Genomic DNA, 16,930 nt, shown 5'->3' on the forward strand with positions numbered 1-16,930 from the left:
CCCAGCTTGAGAGATCAAGCTGGGCTTTGTGCTTTGGTGCGTGGGTGAGGCAGGCCCCACCCGGACCGCCGCCTCACCCCGGTCCCTGACACGCCTGCTGCGGCCAACGTGGGCCGCAACGTACCCGCACAAACATAAAGCCCGCGTCAGCGGGCTTTGGCTTTCTGTCGCATATGAATCAAGAGTGGGTTCACCACTTAAATCATGCCTTGCCATCTCTTCCGGTATGACTGTGCTTGCGACGTATCGGTGGACGTGCCAGTCAGTTTTTTGCTGTCTTTTTTCATTCTCCTGCCATGCTTGCCCGTTTGTCTTTGTCGCAACTGTTGCAATTTCTATCCTTGTCAACGACGGATGGGCTTCTAGACTGGATAGTCTCCGAAGAAGTCTCCACGTAGTTTATATTTTGTATACAATAGGCAGATACAAGCAGTTGGACCTATGGAGAAGCTACTCATGCAATTTCAGGCATTTGCGCGCGAGCAATCTGCGCTTCGTGATGCGATCACCGCAGCCTATCGTCGTGATGAACGCGAGTGTGTTGCTGTCATGATGGAACAGGCCGCCATGCCGGCAAACCAGATTGCTTCGATCAAGGCGCTAGCCAGCAAGCTGGTGACGCAGGTACGCCGTGAACGCACCAAGTCCAGTGGTGTAGATGCGCTGATGCATGAGTTCACCCTGTCCAGTCAGGAAGGCATTGCACTGATGTGTCTTGCTGAGGCGTTGCTGCGCATCCCTGATCGCGTAACCGCTGACAAGCTGATTCGCGACAAGATTTCCGGTGGTGACTGGAAGGCCCACTTGGGTAACAGTTCGTCGCTGTTCGTCAACGCCGCGGCCTGGGGCCTACTGGTGACCGGCAAACTGGTGTCTTCGCATAGTGCGCAGGGCCTGTCTTCGGCTTTGACCCGCATCATCGCCAAAGGAGGTGAGCCGCTGATTCGCAAGGGTGTGGATCTGGCGATGCGCATGCTGGGCAAGCAGTTCGTAACCGGTGAAACCATCGAGGAAGCGCTGGCCAATGGTCGCGAGCGCGAAGCCCGTGGCTACCGTTTCAGCTACGATATGCTGGGCGAGGCTGCCATGACCGAGACGGATGCGCAGCGTTACCTGAACGATTACGTGATGGCGATTCACGCCATTGGCAAAGAATCCAACGGCCGCGGTATTTACAGTGGCCCGGGGATTTCGGTGAAGCTGTCCGCCATTCATCCGCGTTACGCGCGCATGAAGCACGAACGCATGATGGCCGAACTGCTGCCGCGCCTTAAGCAACTGTTCCTGCTGGCCAAGCAGTACAACATCGGCCTGAACATCGATGCCGAGGAAGCCGATCGCCTGGAAATTTCCATGGATCTGGTCGAGGCATTGGCCAATGACCCCGATCTGGATGGTTTCGAGGGCATCGGCATCGTGGTGCAGGCGTACCAGAAGCGCTGCCCGTATGTGATCGATTACCTGATCGACCTGGCGCGTCGCAGCAAGCATCGCTTCATGGTGCGGCTGGTAAAAGGCGCCTACTGGGATGCAGAGATCAAACGCGCTCAGGTGGATGGTCTGCCGGGCTACCCGGTGTATACCCGCAAGGTGTACACCGACGTGTCCTACATCGCCTGCGCCAAGCGCCTGTTGGCCGCACAGGATGCCATCTACCCGCAGTTTGCTTCCCATAACGCCTATACCCTGGCCGCGGTTTACCACCTGGCCGAGGGCAAGGATTACGAATTCCAGTGCCTGCACGGCATGGGTGAGACCCTGTACGATCAGGTCGTGGGCAAGGACAAGTTGGACAAGCCGTGCCGCATCTACGCGCCGGTGGGTTCGCATGAAACCCTGCTCGCCTATCTGGTACGCCGCCTGCTGGAAAACGGCGCCAACTCCTCGTTCGTGAACCGTATCGTCGACGAGAGCGTGTCCATTGATGAGCTGGTGGAAGACCCGGTGGCCGAGGCTGCCCGTCATGGCGGTCTGCCGCACAGCAAGATTGCCCTGCCGGTAGCGTTGTACGGTGCCGAGCGCAAGAATTCCAAGGGTATCGACCTGGCGAACGAGCATGTGCTGACCTCGCTGCAAACCTCGCTGCAGGCCTCCGAAGTACAGCCATGGTTGGCCGCGCCGTTGCTGGCCGATCGCGATGTCGAACCGCTCACTGCACAACCGGTGCGCAACCCGGCCAACCTGCAAGATGTGGTGGGGCAGGTGCAGGAAGCAACGCGTGAAGATGTGGAAATCGCGCTGCAGGCCGCCGTGCGCGCGGCACCGGCCTGGGCTGCTACCGAGCCGGCCAAGCGTGCCCTGTGCCTGGAGCGCATGGCCGACCTGATGGAAGACAATATGGCCACCCTGATGGGGCTGGCCGTGCGCGAAGCCGGCAAGACGCTGAACAACGCGATTGCCGAAGTGCGCGAGGCAGTGGACTTCTGCCGCTACTATGCGGCCCGCGTTCGCGCCGAGTTCGATAATCAGCGCAACCCGGCACTGGGCCCGGTAGTGTGCATCAGCCCGTGGAACTTCCCGCTGGCGATCTTTATCGGCGAAGTGACTGCCTCGCTGGCTGCCGGTAACGTGGTACTGGCCAAGCCGGCCGAGCAGACCGCACTGATCGCCGCTTACGCGATCCGCCTGCTGCATGAAGCCGGCGTGCCGCGTGACGTGCTGCAGTTCCTACCGGGGCGTGGCGAAGTGGTTGGCTCCGCGCTGACGACCGATGCCCGCATCAAGGGTGTGATCTTCACTGGCTCTACCGAAGTGGCACAGATCATCAACCGCGCCCTGTCCGGCCGCGGCGAAGAAGTGCCGCTGATCGCCGAAACCGGTGGCCAGAATGCTATGATCGTCGACAGCTCTGCGCTGCCAGAGCAGGTGGTCACCGACGTACTATCCTCGGCTTTCGACTCCGCCGGTCAGCGTTGCTCGGCCCTGCGCGTGCTGTATCTGCAGAACGACATCGCCGACAAGGTGGTGACCATGATCAAGGGCGCCATGGACGAGCTGCGCGTGGGCAACCCGGCCAGCTTCAATACCGACATCGGCCCGGTGATCGATGCCGAAGCCCAGGGCAACCTGTTGCGCCACATCGACGGCCTGAAGCCGCGTGCCCGCAGCATGTACCAGGCCCAGCTGACCGATGAGTGTGCTGCCGGGACCTATGTGGCGCCGACGCTGTTCGAAATCGACAGCATCAAGCTGCTGGAGCGCGAAGTATTCGGCCCGGTGCTGCACGTGATCCGCTTCGAGGCCAACCAGATCGACCAGGTTGTGGCCGAGATCAACAGCACCGGTTATGGCCTGACCCACGGCATTCACAGCCGCATCGATGAAACCATCGAGGCCATCACCAGCAATGTCAAGGTGGGCAACGTCTACGTGAACCGCAACATCGTTGGAGCGGTAGTGGGTGTGCAGCCGTTTGGGGGCGAAGGCAAGTCCGGTACCGGCCCCAAAGCCGGCGGCCCGTTGTATCTGTACCGTCTGACGCGCGGCAGCTGGGATGCCAAGCTGACGGCCAACCCGGAGGCGGTGGACTTCACGGCGCTGGAACAGCTGCAAGGCGTACTGCCGCAGCTGAAGCTGGATGATGGTGCACGCAAGCACTTGCAGGAGCTGATTGTCACTGCCCGTCACCATTCGCCGCTGAACCACGCCGAGACCCTGCCGGGCCCGACAGGCGAGATCAACACGCTGCTGTTCGCGCCGCGCGGTCTGGTCGCGTGCTCGGCAGATAACCTGGAAGCGCTGGTAATGCAGGTGGCGGCGGCGTTCGCCACCGGCAACCAGGTGTTGCTGCAGAATGGCGTACCGGCACAACAGTTGGCCGCAGTGCTGAAGAGCCGCGTACAACTGGCCGACAAGGTCGAAGCTGCCGATGTTACCGCCGTACTGTACGCCGGCCCCGACGCCGAGCGCCTGCGCCAAACCCTGGCGCGTCGCGACGGTGCCCTGATTCCGCTGCTGTTGGTCGAAGAGGGTGGTTACAACCTGCATCGACTGGTTGTGGAGCGCGCGATTAGCGTGAATACCACGGCGGCAGGCGGTAATGCGAGTCTGATGAGCATTGGTGACTGATTGGACTTGATCTTGGCAGGTGGCATTGAAATAATGCGCCTGCCTTGTTGTAAACGTTCGCCAGTAGACAAAATCCATTGGCACGAGCAAACCCTGACACAAAAGAGAAGAGAAACGACATGCGACTGAACAAACTGACCAGCGTATCCCTTGCCGTTGCTGCCGCCCTGGCTATCGCCGGCTGCAGCCAGAAGCAGGATGCCCCGGCAGGCGAGGCCTCTGCTGCCAGCGCCGCCGCTGACGGCAACGTAGTGAAAATCGGCTTTGCCGCGCCGCTGACCGGCCCGCAAGCCCACTACGGTGAGGAATACAAAAACGGCGTGACCCTGGCGATCGAAGATGCCAACGCCGAGAAGCCGACCATCGATGGCAAACCGGTAACGTTCGAACTGGTGGCCGAAGATGACCAAGCCGATCCGAAGACCGCTACCCAGCTGGCACAGAAGTTCGTCGACAACAAAGTGAACGGTATCGTCGGCCACTTCAACTCCGGCACTTCCATCCCGGCTTCCAAGATCTACTCTGACGCCGGCATCCCGATGATCGCCATGGCGACTTCCCCGGTATTCACCTCCCAGGGTTACAAGAACACCTTCCGCTCCATGACTTCTGACACCCAGCAGGGTTCGGTAATGGGTCAGTTCGTGGTTCAGAAGCTGAACGCCAAGAAGATCGTTATCGTTGACGACCGCACCGCTTACGGTCAGGGTCTGGCCGACGAATTCGAAAAGGCCGTAAAAGCCGCTGGTGGCGAAGTGGTGAAGCGTGAGTTCACCAACGACAAAGCCACCGACTTTGCCGCCATCCTGACCTCCATCAAGGGCGTGTCCCCGGACGTGGTGTTCTACGGTGGTGCCGACGCACAGTCCGCCCCGATGGCCAAGCAGATGAAGCGCCTGGGTCTGAAGGCTCCGCTGGTGTCCGGCGAAATGACCAAGACCCCGACCTTCCTGAAGCTGGCTGGTCAGGAAGCCGAAGGCACCATCGCCTCGCTGGCTGGTCTGCCGCTGGACAAGATGCCGAAGGGTGCCGACTACGCCAGCCGTTACAAGGCCCGCTTCAACATGGACGTAGCTACCTACTCCCCGTACGGCTATGACGCTGCCCGCGCCATGATCGCTGCGATGAAGGAAGCCAACTCCGCCGATCCGGCAAAATACCTGCCGGTACTGGCCAAGGTACAGTACAAGGATGGCGTGACCTCCTCCAACTGGACCTACGACGACAAGGGCGACCTGAAAGACGGCGGCATCACCGTGTACAAGGTTGAAAAAGGCGAGTGGAAAGTAATGGAAACCGTTGGTGGTGGCGCCGCTCCGGCCGCTGCTGCTTCCGCCGCCCAGTAATCCCGTCGGCAGCCTGGCTGCCTGCGCAAAAAAGCCTGACAGTACGCTGTCAGGCTTTTTTTATTGTGCCGGTGTTGCCGGCATGAAAAACGCCCGCTTGCGCGGGCGTTGTCTTGTCTGCGGCCAACGTTGGCCGCAAGCAGGCATCAGCATTCCACGATGTTCACCGGCACTTCGATCACATTGATCGCCAGGCCGCCACGCGCGGTTTCCTTGTACTTGTTGCTCATGTCACGGCCGGTGTCGCGCATGGTCTTGATCACCCGATCCAGCGACACGAAGTGCTGGCCATCGCCACGCAGCGCCATGCGCGCGGCGTTGATGGCCTTGATCGCCGCCATGGCGTTGCGCTCGATGCACGGCACCTGCACCAGGCCGCCCACCGGGTCGCAGGTCAGGCCCAGGTTGTGCTCCATGCCGATCTCGGCGGCGTTCTCTGCCTGTTCCGGCGTACCGCCCAGCACTTCGGCCAGCGCGCCGGCGGCCATCGAGCAGGCGGAGCCGACCTCGCCCTGGCAGCCGACTTCGGCACCGGAGATGGAGGCATTGAGCTTGAACAAGATGCCGATGGCGCCGGCGGTGAGCAGGAAGCGCACCACGCCGTCCTCGCTGGCGTTCGGCACGAAGCGCGCATAGTAGTGCAGCACCGCCGGGATGATGCCGGCTGCGCCGTTGGTCGGCGCGGTGACCACACGGCCGCCGCCGGCGTTTTCCTCGTTCACCGCCAATGCGTACAGGTTTACCCAGTCCATCACCGTCAGCGGGTCACGCAGCGCGGCTTCCGGCGCATTGGTGAGCTTGCGGTACAGGTCGGCGGCACGGCGCTTCACCTTCATGCCGCCAGGCAGGATACCTTCGTGGGCGCAGCCGCGCTGCACGCAGCCTTGCATCACCTGCCAGATCTGCAGCAGGCCGGCGCGCACTTCCTCCTCGCTGCGCCAGGCCAGCTCGTTCTCCAGCATGATCTGGCTGATGCTCTTGCCGTGACGCTGGCACAGCGCCAGCAGCTCGGCACCGGTCTTGAACGGGTGCTTCAGTTCGGTCACGCCCGGCGGCACGAAGCCGGCATCGATCGCCGCCTCATCCACCACGAAGCCGCCGCCCACCGAGTAGTAGGCGCGCTTGGACAGGCTGTTGCCGGCGGTGTCGAAGGCTTCGAAGATCATGCCGTTGGGGTGGTAGGGCAGGGCCTTGCGCTTGTACAGCAGCAGGTCTTCCGCTTCGTTGAAGGCAATGCGCTGCTGGCCGAGCAGGGAGATCGCCTTGTCGGCGCGGATGGTGGCCAGTATCTGTGGCACGGCATCGGTGTCCACCAGGTCGGGTTGCTCGCCGGCCAGGCCCAGCAGCACCGCGGTATCGGTGCCGTGGCCCTTGCCGGTAGCACCCAGCGAACCGAACATTTCCGATTTCACGCGCGTGGTGGCGGCCAGCAGGCCGTCTTTTTCCAGGCGGGCGACAAACTGCCGCGCGGCGCGCATCGGGCCGACGGTGTGGGAGCTGGACGGGCCGATGCCGATCTTGAACAGGTCGAAAACACTGATTGCCATGCTGCTTCTCTTGTCTGGTTGCGGTGCCGCCGTGGGTTGGCGGCACCCGGTTTACAGGGGGTGGCCCCGTGCTATTGGACAACGCGCCGCGGCCAGGGTTGACCGCAGCGCCACTACTATTTTAACGATAGACCGGATACGCGGCGCACAGCTCCGCAACCTGGCGTTTCACGCGTGCGCTCACTTCCGGGTTCTCGATGTCATCGAGAATGTCACACACCCAGTGCGCCACCTGACGGGCTTCGGTTTCCTTGAAGCCGCGGCTGGTGATGGCCGGGGTGCCGATGCGGATACCGCTGGTGACGAACGGGCTTTGCGGATCGTTCGGCACCGCGTTCTTGTTGACGGTGATGTGCGCGGCACCCAGTGCGGCATCGGCAGCCTTGCCGGTGAGGCCCTTGTCGATCAGGCTCAGCAGGAACAGGTGGTCGTCGGTCTTGCCGGACACGATGCTGTAACCGCGGGTCTGGAATACATGCACCATGGCGCGGGCGTTGGCCAGCACCTGCTGCTGGTAATCGACGAATTCCGGCTGCAGCGCTTCCTGGAATGCCACCGCCTTGGCGGCAATCACGTGCATCAGCGGGCCACCCTGGATGCCGGGGAATACCACCGAGTTCAGTTTCTTCTCCAGTTCCGGGTTGCTGGCCGCCAGGATCAGGCCGCCGCGCGGGCCGCGCAGGGTCTTGTGGGTGGTGGTGGTCACCACGTGGGCGTGCGGAATCGGGTTCGGGTACAGGCCGGCAGCCACCAGGCCGGCAACGTGGGCCATGTCCACGAACAGGTAGGCGCCAACGCTGTCGGCGATCTGGCGCATGCGCGCCCAGTCCACCACCAGCGAGTAGGCGGAGAAGCCGGCCACCAGCATCTTCGGCTGGTACTCATTGGCCATGCGCTGTACTTCGTCGTAGTCGATCTCGCCGGTTTCCGGGTTCAGGCCGTACTGCACCGCATGGTAGATCTTGCCGGAGAAGTTGACCTTGGCGCCGTGGGTGAGGTGGCCGCCGTGGGCCAGGCTCATGCCCAGCACGGTGTCGTGCGGTTCCAGCAGTGCCATGTACACGGCGGCATTGGCCTGGCTGCCGGAGTGCGGCTGCACGTTGGCGTAGTCGGCGCCGAACAGCTGCTTGGCGCGGTCGATGGCCAGCTGCTCGACTACGTCCACGTGTTCGCAGCCGCCGTAGTAGCGCTTGCCGGGGTAGCCCTCGGCGTACTTGTTGGTGAGCTGGCTGCCCTGTGCCTGCATTACGCGCGGGCTGGTGTAGTTCTCGGAGGCAATCAGCTCGATGTGGTCCTGCTGGCGCTGGTCTTCGGCCTGCATGGCGGCCCACAGGGCGTCGTCGAAACCGGCAATCTGCATATCCTGGGTAAACATCGCGTATCTCCTGGTCGCCGGCGCAGGCGGCAAAAGGTTGGCCGCACCGCGCCTTGAATAAAACGGGCGGTGACGGGCGGACGGTCTGCTGGATGCGGCAGACAGATGGATGGATGGGCGTCCGCCCGGTATCACCGGACGATGCCCCCTCTGTCCCTTTGCCTGAGAGATTGCGGCGCAGTGTGCACTGGCCATGCTGCCTTCGGCGAGGCCGCGCCGTGTGGCGGGCCTACTCTCCAGAGTGCCTGACCAGCGCAGTTCTTTTGCCTGAGAGTTTCTGGGGCGATTCCCCTTCGGCGCTGCCGCTGGACGCTTGTCCGGGCAGTCTCTCCTGCGCTGGTGGCGGCCAACCTTGCAATCGGCCGCGTGGCTTGGCGCAATCTAGAGAAGGTGGCCGAGGCTGTCAACGCATGTCGGACAGTATTCTATGTGCAGCTGCAGCATGCAGCGGCGTGGCAGATGTAAAAACACCCCACCGGGCACGTGGCGTGCCTGCGGGGAGCTGCTGATGCTGCGTTGCGTCAGGCGCTGGCGGCGGTGAAGCGGCGGCGATGATGTTGCGGGGTTTCCGCTTCATCCAGAATGGCCACCGCCAGGTCGGCTACGCTGATGCCGGCCGGGGCGTCGCCGGCCATCAGCAGCTCGTCGCCGCCCAGGCGGTAGTGGCCGCTGCGCGCGCCCGGTGCCAGCAGGGCCGGCGGCGACACGAACGCCCAGTCCAGCTGCTGTTCGCCCTGCAACTGCTGCAGCGCCTGGCGTGCGCCTTCGGCGCCTTCCTTGTATTCGGCAGGGAAGTGCGGGGTGTCGATCAGCTGCACGCCGGGCGCCACGTACAGGCTGCCGGCGCCGCCTACCTCGATGAAGCGCGCCACGCCGGCGGCCTTGACCCCGGCGACGATGGCGGCATGGCCCTGCAGGAACAGCTGGCGGATGTCGGCCTTGTCCCAGCCCGGATTGAAGGCGCTGATCACCACGTCGTGGCCGCGCACCGCGCTGGCGATGCTGTCGGCGTCGTAGGCATTGGCCGCCACTACTGTCAGGTTGGCCGCTGCGGTTACGCGTTCGGGGCGGCTGACAATGGCGCTGAGCTGGTGGCCGCGGGCCAGGGCTTCCTGCTGGATGGCGCTGCCGACAAAGCCGCTGGCGCCGATAAGGGCAATCTTCATGTGGACTCCTTCACGAGGGGTGAAACATGAGTCCATGGTAGTAAACGGCAGTGGACTTGATAATCCATGCTATTTTTCATTCATTGTGAAGTGGTGCTACATAAATGGATGAATTGCGCAGCATGGCGGTGTTTGCCACGGTGATTGAGAAGGGGTCGATGAACAGTGCGGCGGCAACGCTGGGCATGACGCCATCGGCGGTGAGTCAGCACGTGCGCCGGCTGGAGCAACTGCATGGCGTGGTGCTACTGCACCGTACCACCCGCAAGCTCAGCCTGACCGAGGCCGGCAGTCTGTTCTACCAGGGCTGTGCGCAGATGTTGGCCGCCGCGCGCCAGGCGGAAAGCCAGCTGGCGGCCATGCGCGAAGCACCCAGCGGTGAGTTGCGCATTTCCGCGCCCAGCGGTTTTGCCGGCGGTGTGCTGGGCGAGGCGCTGGCGCCGCTGCTGGCGGCTAACCCCGGGCTGAGCCTGCAACTGTTTTTTCACGATGAGCTGGTGGATCTGACCGACTTGCGCATCGATCTGGCGTTGCGGGCCGGCAACCTGCCGGACTCCACCCAGGTGGCGCGCTATCTGTGCGACTGGCCACTGCTGTTGTGTGCGGCTCCGGCGTACCTGGCGGCGGCGGGCGAGCCGCAGCAGCCGGCCGAGTTGGCTCGGCACGCCATGATCGGCGTCAACCCGCGCGGCGGCGCGCAATTCCCGCTGCAATTGACGCGTGGCGAAGAGGTGCAGCGGTTGACGCTGCCGGCGCGCATTGCCAGCAACAGCATGCTGTCGGCGCGGGCATTCGCGCTGGCCGGCATGGGCATTGCGCTGCAGCCGGAGCCGGAAATCCGCCGCGAACTGGCTGCCGGGCTGCTGCAGCAGCTGTTGCCGGAGTGGCGGGCACCCGCATTACCCATCTATCTGGTGACGCCACGGCGCGATGCGCAGCCGGCCAAGGTAAGGCATGCGCTGGCCGCTTTGCAGGTGGCGCTGGGTAAACGTGCAGATTGAATATTGTCGTCTGTACGACTGGAATTTTCCGCTGTTTAAACCTAACATGTCGAAATTGTGAATTTGTTTTAAATCAATTCAATGTCATGGTAATGCCGACTTTATTGCCGAAAGTGCATGAAATTGTTTTCTGGCTATAACAGGAACGGGGCCATGTCCTCGGTAGTACCATCCACCATCGCACAAATCAATAAACAGGGGAAAAACCAATCATGTCTTTGCGCACAAAATTGATGGCATTTGTGCTGCTGGTGATAGCAGCACTCGCCGTCGTCTTCTGTGGTGTGGCCTACTGGAAAATGAGTGACACGCTGGAAAGCCAGATTGAAGGCCAGATCAAGATGGCGGCCGACAATAAGGTGAGCTTTGTCTCCGAATGGGTGCAGGTGCGTCAGAACATTGTGGCGGCCGTGTTGCCGCGCTTTGGCACCGGTGAACTCAAGCCCATCCTCGATCAGGCGCAGAATGCCGGCAAGTTCGACGATATGTACGTCGGCCAGCCGGACAAAACCATGACCCAGTTCTCCGGCGGCACCCCGGTACCGCCGGGCTACGATCCGACCGGTCGTCCGTGGTTCCTGGCCGCCAAGGATGCCAACGGCCCGATCGCCTCGCCGCCGTACATCGATGCTGCCACCAAGCGCCCGATCATCACCTTTGCCCAGGCGCGCAAGGATGGCGGCCAGCTGGTGGCCGTGGCCGGTGGTGACGTGACGCTGGCGCGCGTGGTGGAGGAAGTGGTGTCCGCCAAGCTGCCGGGCGATGGTTATGCCTTCCTGATCACTGCCGAAGGGGACGTGATTGCCCACCCACAGAAAGATTCCGGCCTGAAGAAGATCAGCGACGTGGTACCGGGCTTCGACCTGGGCGCGCTGAACAAGGACGGTCAGATCCAGTTTGCCGATATCGATGGCAGCAAGCAGATGGTGGCGCTGTTCCCGGTGCCGAAAACCAGCTGGCTGCTGGGGGTGATGGTGCCGCACGCGGCCGCCATGGCGCCGGCGCGCCAACTGATGCTGGTGATGGTGGGGCTGGCGGTGGCCGGCATGCTGCTGGCCAGTGTCTTTGCCTACGTGGGGGTAACCCGCATGCTGTCCGGCCTGGGTAGCCTGCACAAGGCGATGCAGGAAGTGGCCAGCGGTCACGGCGACCTGACCAAGGTGTTGCCGGTGGGCAACCGTGACGAAGTGGGGCAGATTGCCGACGCCTTCAACCAGTTTGTGGCCAAGCTGCGCGAGATGTTCCTGACCGTGCGTGACGAGTCCGATGCGCTGGCACGCGACGCCTCCGACCTGAGCCGCGTGGCCGAGCAGATCGGCCAGGATTCGCGCGTGCAGTCCACCGAGCTGTCCGCCACGGCGGCCACCATCGAGGAAATCACTGTCAGCATCAACCACATCGCCGATCACGTGGGCGAAACCGAGCAACTGGTGGCGCAATCGCGTACCAACTCGGTGGAGTCGCATCGTGCCATGGCCGAAGTGGAGCGCGAAGTCGCTTCCATTCAGGAGGCGGTGGCCTCGCTGCATAACGTGATGGGCAGCCTGTCCGGCCAGTCCGAGCAGATCAAGGGGATAGTCGGCGTGATCCGCGACATCGCCGACCAAACCAACCTGTTGGCACTGAACGCGGCGATTGAAGCCGCCCGTGCCGGCGAATCCGGCCGCGGCTTTGCCGTGGTGGCCGACGAAGTGCGCAAGCTGGCCGAGCGTACCGCCACCGCCACCGTGCAGATCGCCGAGATGATCGACACCGTGATCCGCCGCACCGGTGAAGCCATTGAGCACGCCGACACCACCAACGAGAAGGTGTCTTCTGGTGTAGCATTGTCGCGCCAGGCGGCCGACAAGGTGGAAGTGATCAAGAGCAATGCCGAGGAAATCTCCTCGCGCATGGGCGAGATCACTTCGTCCACGGCAGAGCAGGGGGTGGCAACCAACGAGATGGCTCGCAGTGCCGAGCGTGTGAACGTGATGGCGCAGCAGACCGATACCAGTCTGCAGGACGCACTGGCGACCATCAACGTGCTGGCGCAGCGCGGCGACGAGCTGAAGGCACTGGTGGCACGCTTCAAGCTCTGATCGGTTCCCGTCGTATCCCGCCCCGGCCCGCGCCGGGGTTTTTCATTTGTGGAGCCAGAATTGCACAATCCTTTCAGTCAGTTTTCCCCGGATACCCCCATCGTGCTGGATGGCGCCATGGCGTCGGAGCTGGAGCGTCGCGGTTGCGATCTCAATGACCCCCTGTGGTCGGCGCGCGTGCTGATCGAGCAGCCGCAGCTGATTCAGGACGTGCACTACGATTACTTCATGGCCGGAGCTGACGTGGCTACCACCGCCAGCTATCAAGCCAGCTTTCCCGGCTTTGCCAAGCGTGGCCTGAGCGCGGAAGAATCGGCACGGCTGATGCGGCTGTCCATCGAGCTGGCACAGGCCGCCCGCGATGCGTTCTGGGCCGACGAACACAACCAGGTTGGCCGCAGCAAGCCGCTGGTGGCGGCCTCGGTTGGCCCGTATGGCGCCATGCTGGCAGATGGCTCGGAATACCGTGGCCACTATGGCCAGAGCGAACAGCAGCTGATGGATTTCCACCGTCCGCGCATCGCTGCCTTGCTGGCGGCCGGCCCGGATCTGCTGGCCTGCGAGACTATTCCCTGCCAGCTTGAGGCGGTGGCGATCGCCCGGCTGCTGCACGAGGAGTTTCCGCAGGCGGTGGCGTGGATCAGCTTCTCTTGCCGCGACGACGCCAACCTGAGCGAAGGCACGCCGCTGGCCGATGCCATCGCCGCGCTGGAGCCGTTTGCGCAGGTGGTGGCCGTGGGGGTGAACTGCACCGCGCCGCGCCATATTGCACCGCTGCTGCAGGCCGCGGCGCAGACCAGCGGCAAGCGGCTGCTGACCTATCCGAACTCCGGCGAAGCCTACGACCCGGTAACCAAGACCTGGCATGGCAGCAGCGATCCGCAAGCCTTTGCCGATGCCGCCCGCCAGTGGCGCGCCGCCGGCGCCAGTTGCATCGGCGGCTGCTGCCGGACCACGCCGGATGACATTCGTGCGCTGGCAGGCTGGCTGCGCGGACGCTGATCCCGTGCGGCGGTAGGCCGCTGGCGGTTGCTTGGATTAAAAATTGCGTATTGCCTGCCATTTTCTTGCTTAAATGGCAGGCAATTGCGTTTTTGTGGATTCTTGATCTGGGTACTGGAGGCGAATGGAGTGGAAACGTAAAATGGCGGCTTCTTTTGTTGCGCCGCAATATCCATCATGACCACGCTTAGCCAAACCGCCATGCCGACGCCGGACACCGCCATTGCCCACACCCTGCTGGAAGACGTGCTCGCCATCCTGGTCGGCACCTTGCTGGTGGCATTTGGCGTGGTGATGTTCAAACAGGCTGGCCTGCTCACCGGCAGCACCGCCGGTATCGCCTTTCTGATTCACTACCGCACCGGCCTGCCATTCGGTGCCATCTTCTTTACCATCAACCTGCCGTTTTACTGGTTGGCGTGGAAGCGCATGGGCTGGCGTTTCACCCTCAAGACCTTTATCGCGGTGAGCCTGCTGTCGCTGTTTACCAGCGTGCACGGCCAGTTCCTGCATCTGGGCAGCCTCAACCCGTTCTATACCGGCCTGGTGGGCGGGCTGATGATGGGCATGGGCTTCATCGCGCTGTTCCGCCATCAGGCCAGCCTCGGCGGCATCAACATCCTGGCGTTGTACCTGCAGGATCGCTACGGCATCCGCGCCGGCAAACTGCAACTGGGGCTGGACCTGCTGATCCTGCTGGCCTCATTGTTGCTGGTGAGCTGGCCGGCGCTGCTGGGTTCCATCATCGGCGCAACGGCATTGAACATGGTGATCGGCTTCAACCACCGCCCGGATCGCTACATCGCCATGTAGCCGCTGGGTGTCGGGAACAGCAAAGGTTGGCCGCATGCGGCCAACCTTTTTTGTTCGTGCCGGCGGTGCCGTCAGGGCTGGCGATCCGCCGGGTTGCTGCGCCGCTGGTGATGGGTATAGATGCCGCACTCGCCGCAGAAGTAGTGCCGCGCGGTGCGGGTGTTGAACTGGTACTGCCGGAGCTTGTCCGCGCCTTGCACGATGCGGATGCCGGCCAGCGGCACCGAGGCGACGATGGCGCCCTTGCGGCGGCAGATGGAGCAGTCGCAACGGTGCGGATCGACGATGCCATCCGGCAGGTGCAACTCCAGCACCACCGCGCCGCAGTGGCAGCTGGCGGTGTGATAGTCGCGGATGGGGGTGTTGCCGACCTGCTTGATCATGGTTGCCTCCGGGGTGAATGGCATCGGCATGATGGTGGCGACAGGGGCGGGTGGCTACTGGCGTTAGGCATGGGGGATGCCTTGCGGGGTGTTGCTGCGGCCAACGTGCGATGTGTTGCTGTGAGCGCGATGTCCGCTGCGGCCAACGTTTGCTGCTTGTCGTGCGGAATCCCACGCTGAAGGGCTGGTGTGGTGTTTGTCTGGCTGCGCATTAGCAGCCTGCCAGAAGCAAACACCCGGCGCGCGGCCGGGTGTGGGGTCAGTTCTTCTGGTTGCCGTTTTCCTGGAACGCCAGCGTGAACTCGGCACCGGCATCCACCGCCAGCGCATCCTTCAGCCACGGCAGCACGGCGTTCAGCTCGCGCTGCAGCGTCCACGGCGGGTTGACCACAAACATGCCGCTGCCGTGCATGCCGAAACCGTCCTGCGACGGCTTGCGCACGGTGAGGGTGACGTCCAGCCAGCTGTGGCAGGGCAGCTTCTTCAGCTCGCGCACCATGTCGCCCACGTCCTTGCGTTGCAGCAGCGGATACCAGATGGCGTAGCTGCCGGTGGCGAAGCGCTTCAGCGCCTCTTTCATCGCTCGTACCACGTGCTGGTAGTCGCCCTTGTCCTCGTACGGCGGGTCGATCAGCGTCAGCGCGCGGCGCGGCGGGGGCGGCAGAATGGCCTTGATGGCCTCGAAGCCGTTGGCCTTGTCCACCTTCACCCGGCGGCCGCCATCGGCAAAGCAGTGCGTCAGCAGCTCGAAATCGCTGGGGTGCAGCTCGAACAGCCGCAGCTTGTCGCTGCCGGCCATCACCTCGGCGGCAAACCACGGCGAGCCCGGATAGTGGCGCAGCTCGCCGTCCTGGTTCATGCCGCGTACTACCTCCAGATAGCGCTGCACCAGCGCCGGGGCATCATCGCGCTGCCACAGCCGCGCCACGCCATCCACGTATTCGGCGGTCTTGGTGGCATAGCCTTCGGTAAGGCTGTAGGCACCGGCGCCGGCGTGGGTGTCGATGTACCAGAAAGCACCTTTCTGGCCGAGATAATCAAGAATCTGCACCTCTACCAGGTGCTTGAGGACGTCGGCGTGGTTGCCGGCGTGAAAGGCGTGGCGATAACTGAGCATGGGCGTGGCCGTCAAAAACAGCCGGCCATTGTAGCGCAAGGCGGGTTTGCGATCTGCTGCGCGCGGTGAAACTTTACGCGCTAAGTACGCCTTTGCGCTGCGCCTTTACGTTGTAAATGCCGCTTGTCCGGCTGTTTATGCGCTAGCTCGCGGGATCGGGCACGGCTGCGGCGTCGCCCAGCCAGGCCGCTGGCAGCGCATCGCGCCAGCCCAGCTCGCCGACCAGGCGCGCGAAATCGCCAGTGAGCGGCGCAGTAAGACATAGTGTCTCGCCCGTTACCGGGTGCGGCAGGCGCAGTTCCACCGCGTGCAGCAACATGCGGCCAACATTGAACTGATTCTGGAAGAAGCGGTTATGCACGCCCTTGCCGTGGGTGGCATCGCCGATGATGGGGTGGGCGATGTGCTTGAGGTGGCGGCGCAGCTGGTGGCGGCGACCAGTTTCCGGCTGCAGCGCCACCAGCGCATAGCGGCTCTGCGGGTAGCGCTCCACCGCGAATGGCAGCTCGCAGCGCGCCAGCGTGCGGTAGCGGGTGAATGCCGGCTGGGCATTGAGCTGGGCATCGCCGTGCACGTATTCGCGCTCGTCCGGCTGGCGGGTAATGGGGTGGTCGATGTCGCCGCTGTCCTGCGGGTGGCCGCGCACCACTGCCAGATAGGTCTTGCCGGGCTGGCGCGCGGCAAAGCCGTCGTTGAGCAGCCGCGCGGTGGCGGCATCCAGCGCGAACAGCAGCACGCCGCTGGTGCCGCGGTCCAGCCGGTGCACCGGGAACACCTGGCGGCCGATCTGGTCACGCAGCAGCTGTACCGCAAAGCGGGTTTCGCGGCGGTCGATCTCGCTGCGGTGTACCAGCAGGCCGGAGGGCTTGTCGATGGCGATCAGGTGGTCGTCACGGTAGAGAACGGTGAGCATGCGGCGCCCCGGCGGCAAAAGCGCGCATTTTAGCAGCAAGCCGGGGCAGGGGTCGGCCGCATGGCTGCTGCCGCGCTTTCATTCGGCATGATTTGTGCTATCGATGAAGCTTCCCACC

The 16,930-nt window shown here is 63.3% G+C and carries 12 protein-coding genes and 2 riboswitches; of the genes, 6 read left to right on the forward strand and 6 right to left on the reverse strand.

Going from position 1 to position 16,930, the window contains the following annotated elements; genetic code table 11:
• Positions 1–456: 456 nt before the first annotated feature.
• Positions 457–4,068 (forward strand): trifunctional transcriptional regulator/proline dehydrogenase/L-glutamate gamma-semialdehyde dehydrogenase, encoded by a 3,612-nt coding sequence (putA, locus tag ABNW52_RS17625; RefSeq protein WP_349590717.1) that lies wholly within the window; start codon positions 457–459, stop codon positions 4,066–4,068.
• A 119-nt stretch (positions 4,069–4,187) separates the two neighbouring features.
• Positions 4,188–5,414 carry a branched-chain amino acid ABC transporter substrate-binding protein gene (locus ABNW52_RS17630; protein WP_349590719.1) on the forward strand — a complete coding sequence of 409 codons (1,227 nt, stop codon included), beginning with the start codon at positions 4,188–4,190 and terminating at the stop codon, positions 5,412–5,414.
• Between the two features lie 146 nt (positions 5,415–5,560).
• On the opposite strand, the gene ABNW52_RS17635 is transcribed toward ABNW52_RS17630, so the two are convergent.
• The 3 genes from ABNW52_RS17635 to ABNW52_RS17645 all read right to left on the reverse strand — a co-directional run bounded on the left by ABNW52_RS17635 (position 5,561) and on the right by ABNW52_RS17645 (position 9,502).
• Positions 5,561–6,961, reverse strand: a complete 1,401-nt coding sequence (locus ABNW52_RS17635) for an L-serine ammonia-lyase (protein ID WP_349590722.1) — start codon at positions 6,959–6,961, stop codon at positions 5,561–5,563.
• 121 nt (positions 6,962–7,082) lie between these two features.
• Positions 7,083–8,336, reverse strand: a complete 1,254-nt coding sequence (gene glyA, locus ABNW52_RS17640; protein WP_349590725.1) for a serine hydroxymethyltransferase — start codon at positions 8,334–8,336, stop codon at positions 7,083–7,085.
• Between the two features lie 146 nt (positions 8,337–8,482).
• A riboswitch (glycine riboswitch) is annotated at positions 8,483–8,580 on the reverse strand.
• Position 8,581: 1 nt separating this feature from the next.
• Positions 8,582–8,680, reverse strand: a riboswitch (glycine riboswitch).
• A gap of 177 nt (positions 8,681–8,857) precedes the next feature.
• A complete protein-coding gene (locus ABNW52_RS17645; protein ID WP_349590728.1) occupies positions 8,858–9,502 on the reverse strand; it encodes an NAD(P)-dependent oxidoreductase in 645 nt (214 codons plus the stop codon).
• A 104-nt stretch (positions 9,503–9,606) separates the two neighbouring features.
• Here ABNW52_RS17645 and ABNW52_RS17650 point away from each other — a divergent pair, with 104 nt between their 5' ends.
• The 4 genes from ABNW52_RS17650 to ABNW52_RS17665 all read left to right on the forward strand — a co-directional run bounded on the left by ABNW52_RS17650 (position 9,607) and on the right by ABNW52_RS17665 (position 14,399).
• Entirely contained in the window at positions 9,607–10,503 is an 897-nt protein-coding gene (locus tag ABNW52_RS17650) for a LysR family transcriptional regulator (RefSeq protein ID WP_349590731.1), read from the forward strand.
• A 212-nt stretch (positions 10,504–10,715) separates the two neighbouring features.
• A complete protein-coding gene (locus tag ABNW52_RS17655) occupies positions 10,716–12,584 on the forward strand; it encodes a methyl-accepting chemotaxis protein (protein WP_349590733.1) in 1,869 nt (622 codons plus the stop codon).
• Positions 12,585–12,644: 60 nt separating this feature from the next.
• Positions 12,645–13,586, forward strand: coding sequence for a homocysteine S-methyltransferase (mmuM, locus tag ABNW52_RS17660; protein ID WP_349590736.1), 942 nt, complete (start codon positions 12,645–12,647; stop codon positions 13,584–13,586).
• A gap of 177 nt (positions 13,587–13,763) precedes the next feature.
• Positions 13,764–14,399: a YitT family protein gene (locus tag ABNW52_RS17665; protein WP_349590739.1), complete on the forward strand. Its 636-nt coding sequence runs from the start codon at positions 13,764–13,766 to the stop codon at positions 14,397–14,399.
• A gap of 71 nt (positions 14,400–14,470) precedes the next feature.
• On the opposite strand, the gene ABNW52_RS17670 is transcribed toward ABNW52_RS17665, so the two are convergent.
• From ABNW52_RS17670 to ABNW52_RS17680, 3 genes are all read right to left on the reverse strand, one after another.
• Positions 14,471–14,782, reverse strand: coding sequence for a GFA family protein (locus tag ABNW52_RS17670; RefSeq protein ID WP_349590742.1), 312 nt, complete (start codon positions 14,780–14,782; stop codon positions 14,471–14,473).
• A 259-nt stretch (positions 14,783–15,041) separates the two neighbouring features.
• Positions 15,042–15,899, reverse strand: coding sequence for a 23S rRNA (adenine(2030)-N(6))-methyltransferase RlmJ (locus ABNW52_RS17675; RefSeq protein ID WP_349590744.1), 858 nt, complete (start codon positions 15,897–15,899; stop codon positions 15,042–15,044).
• A gap of 142 nt (positions 15,900–16,041) precedes the next feature.
• A complete protein-coding gene (locus ABNW52_RS17680) occupies positions 16,042–16,812 on the reverse strand; it encodes a pseudouridine synthase (protein ID WP_349590747.1) in 771 nt (256 codons plus the stop codon).
• Positions 16,813–16,930: the final 118 nt, after the last annotated feature.

The organism is Vogesella oryzagri (assembly GCF_040148885.1).
In the GTDB taxonomy this organism is placed as follows: domain Bacteria; phylum Pseudomonadota; class Gammaproteobacteria; order Burkholderiales; family Chromobacteriaceae; genus Vogesella; species Vogesella oryzagri.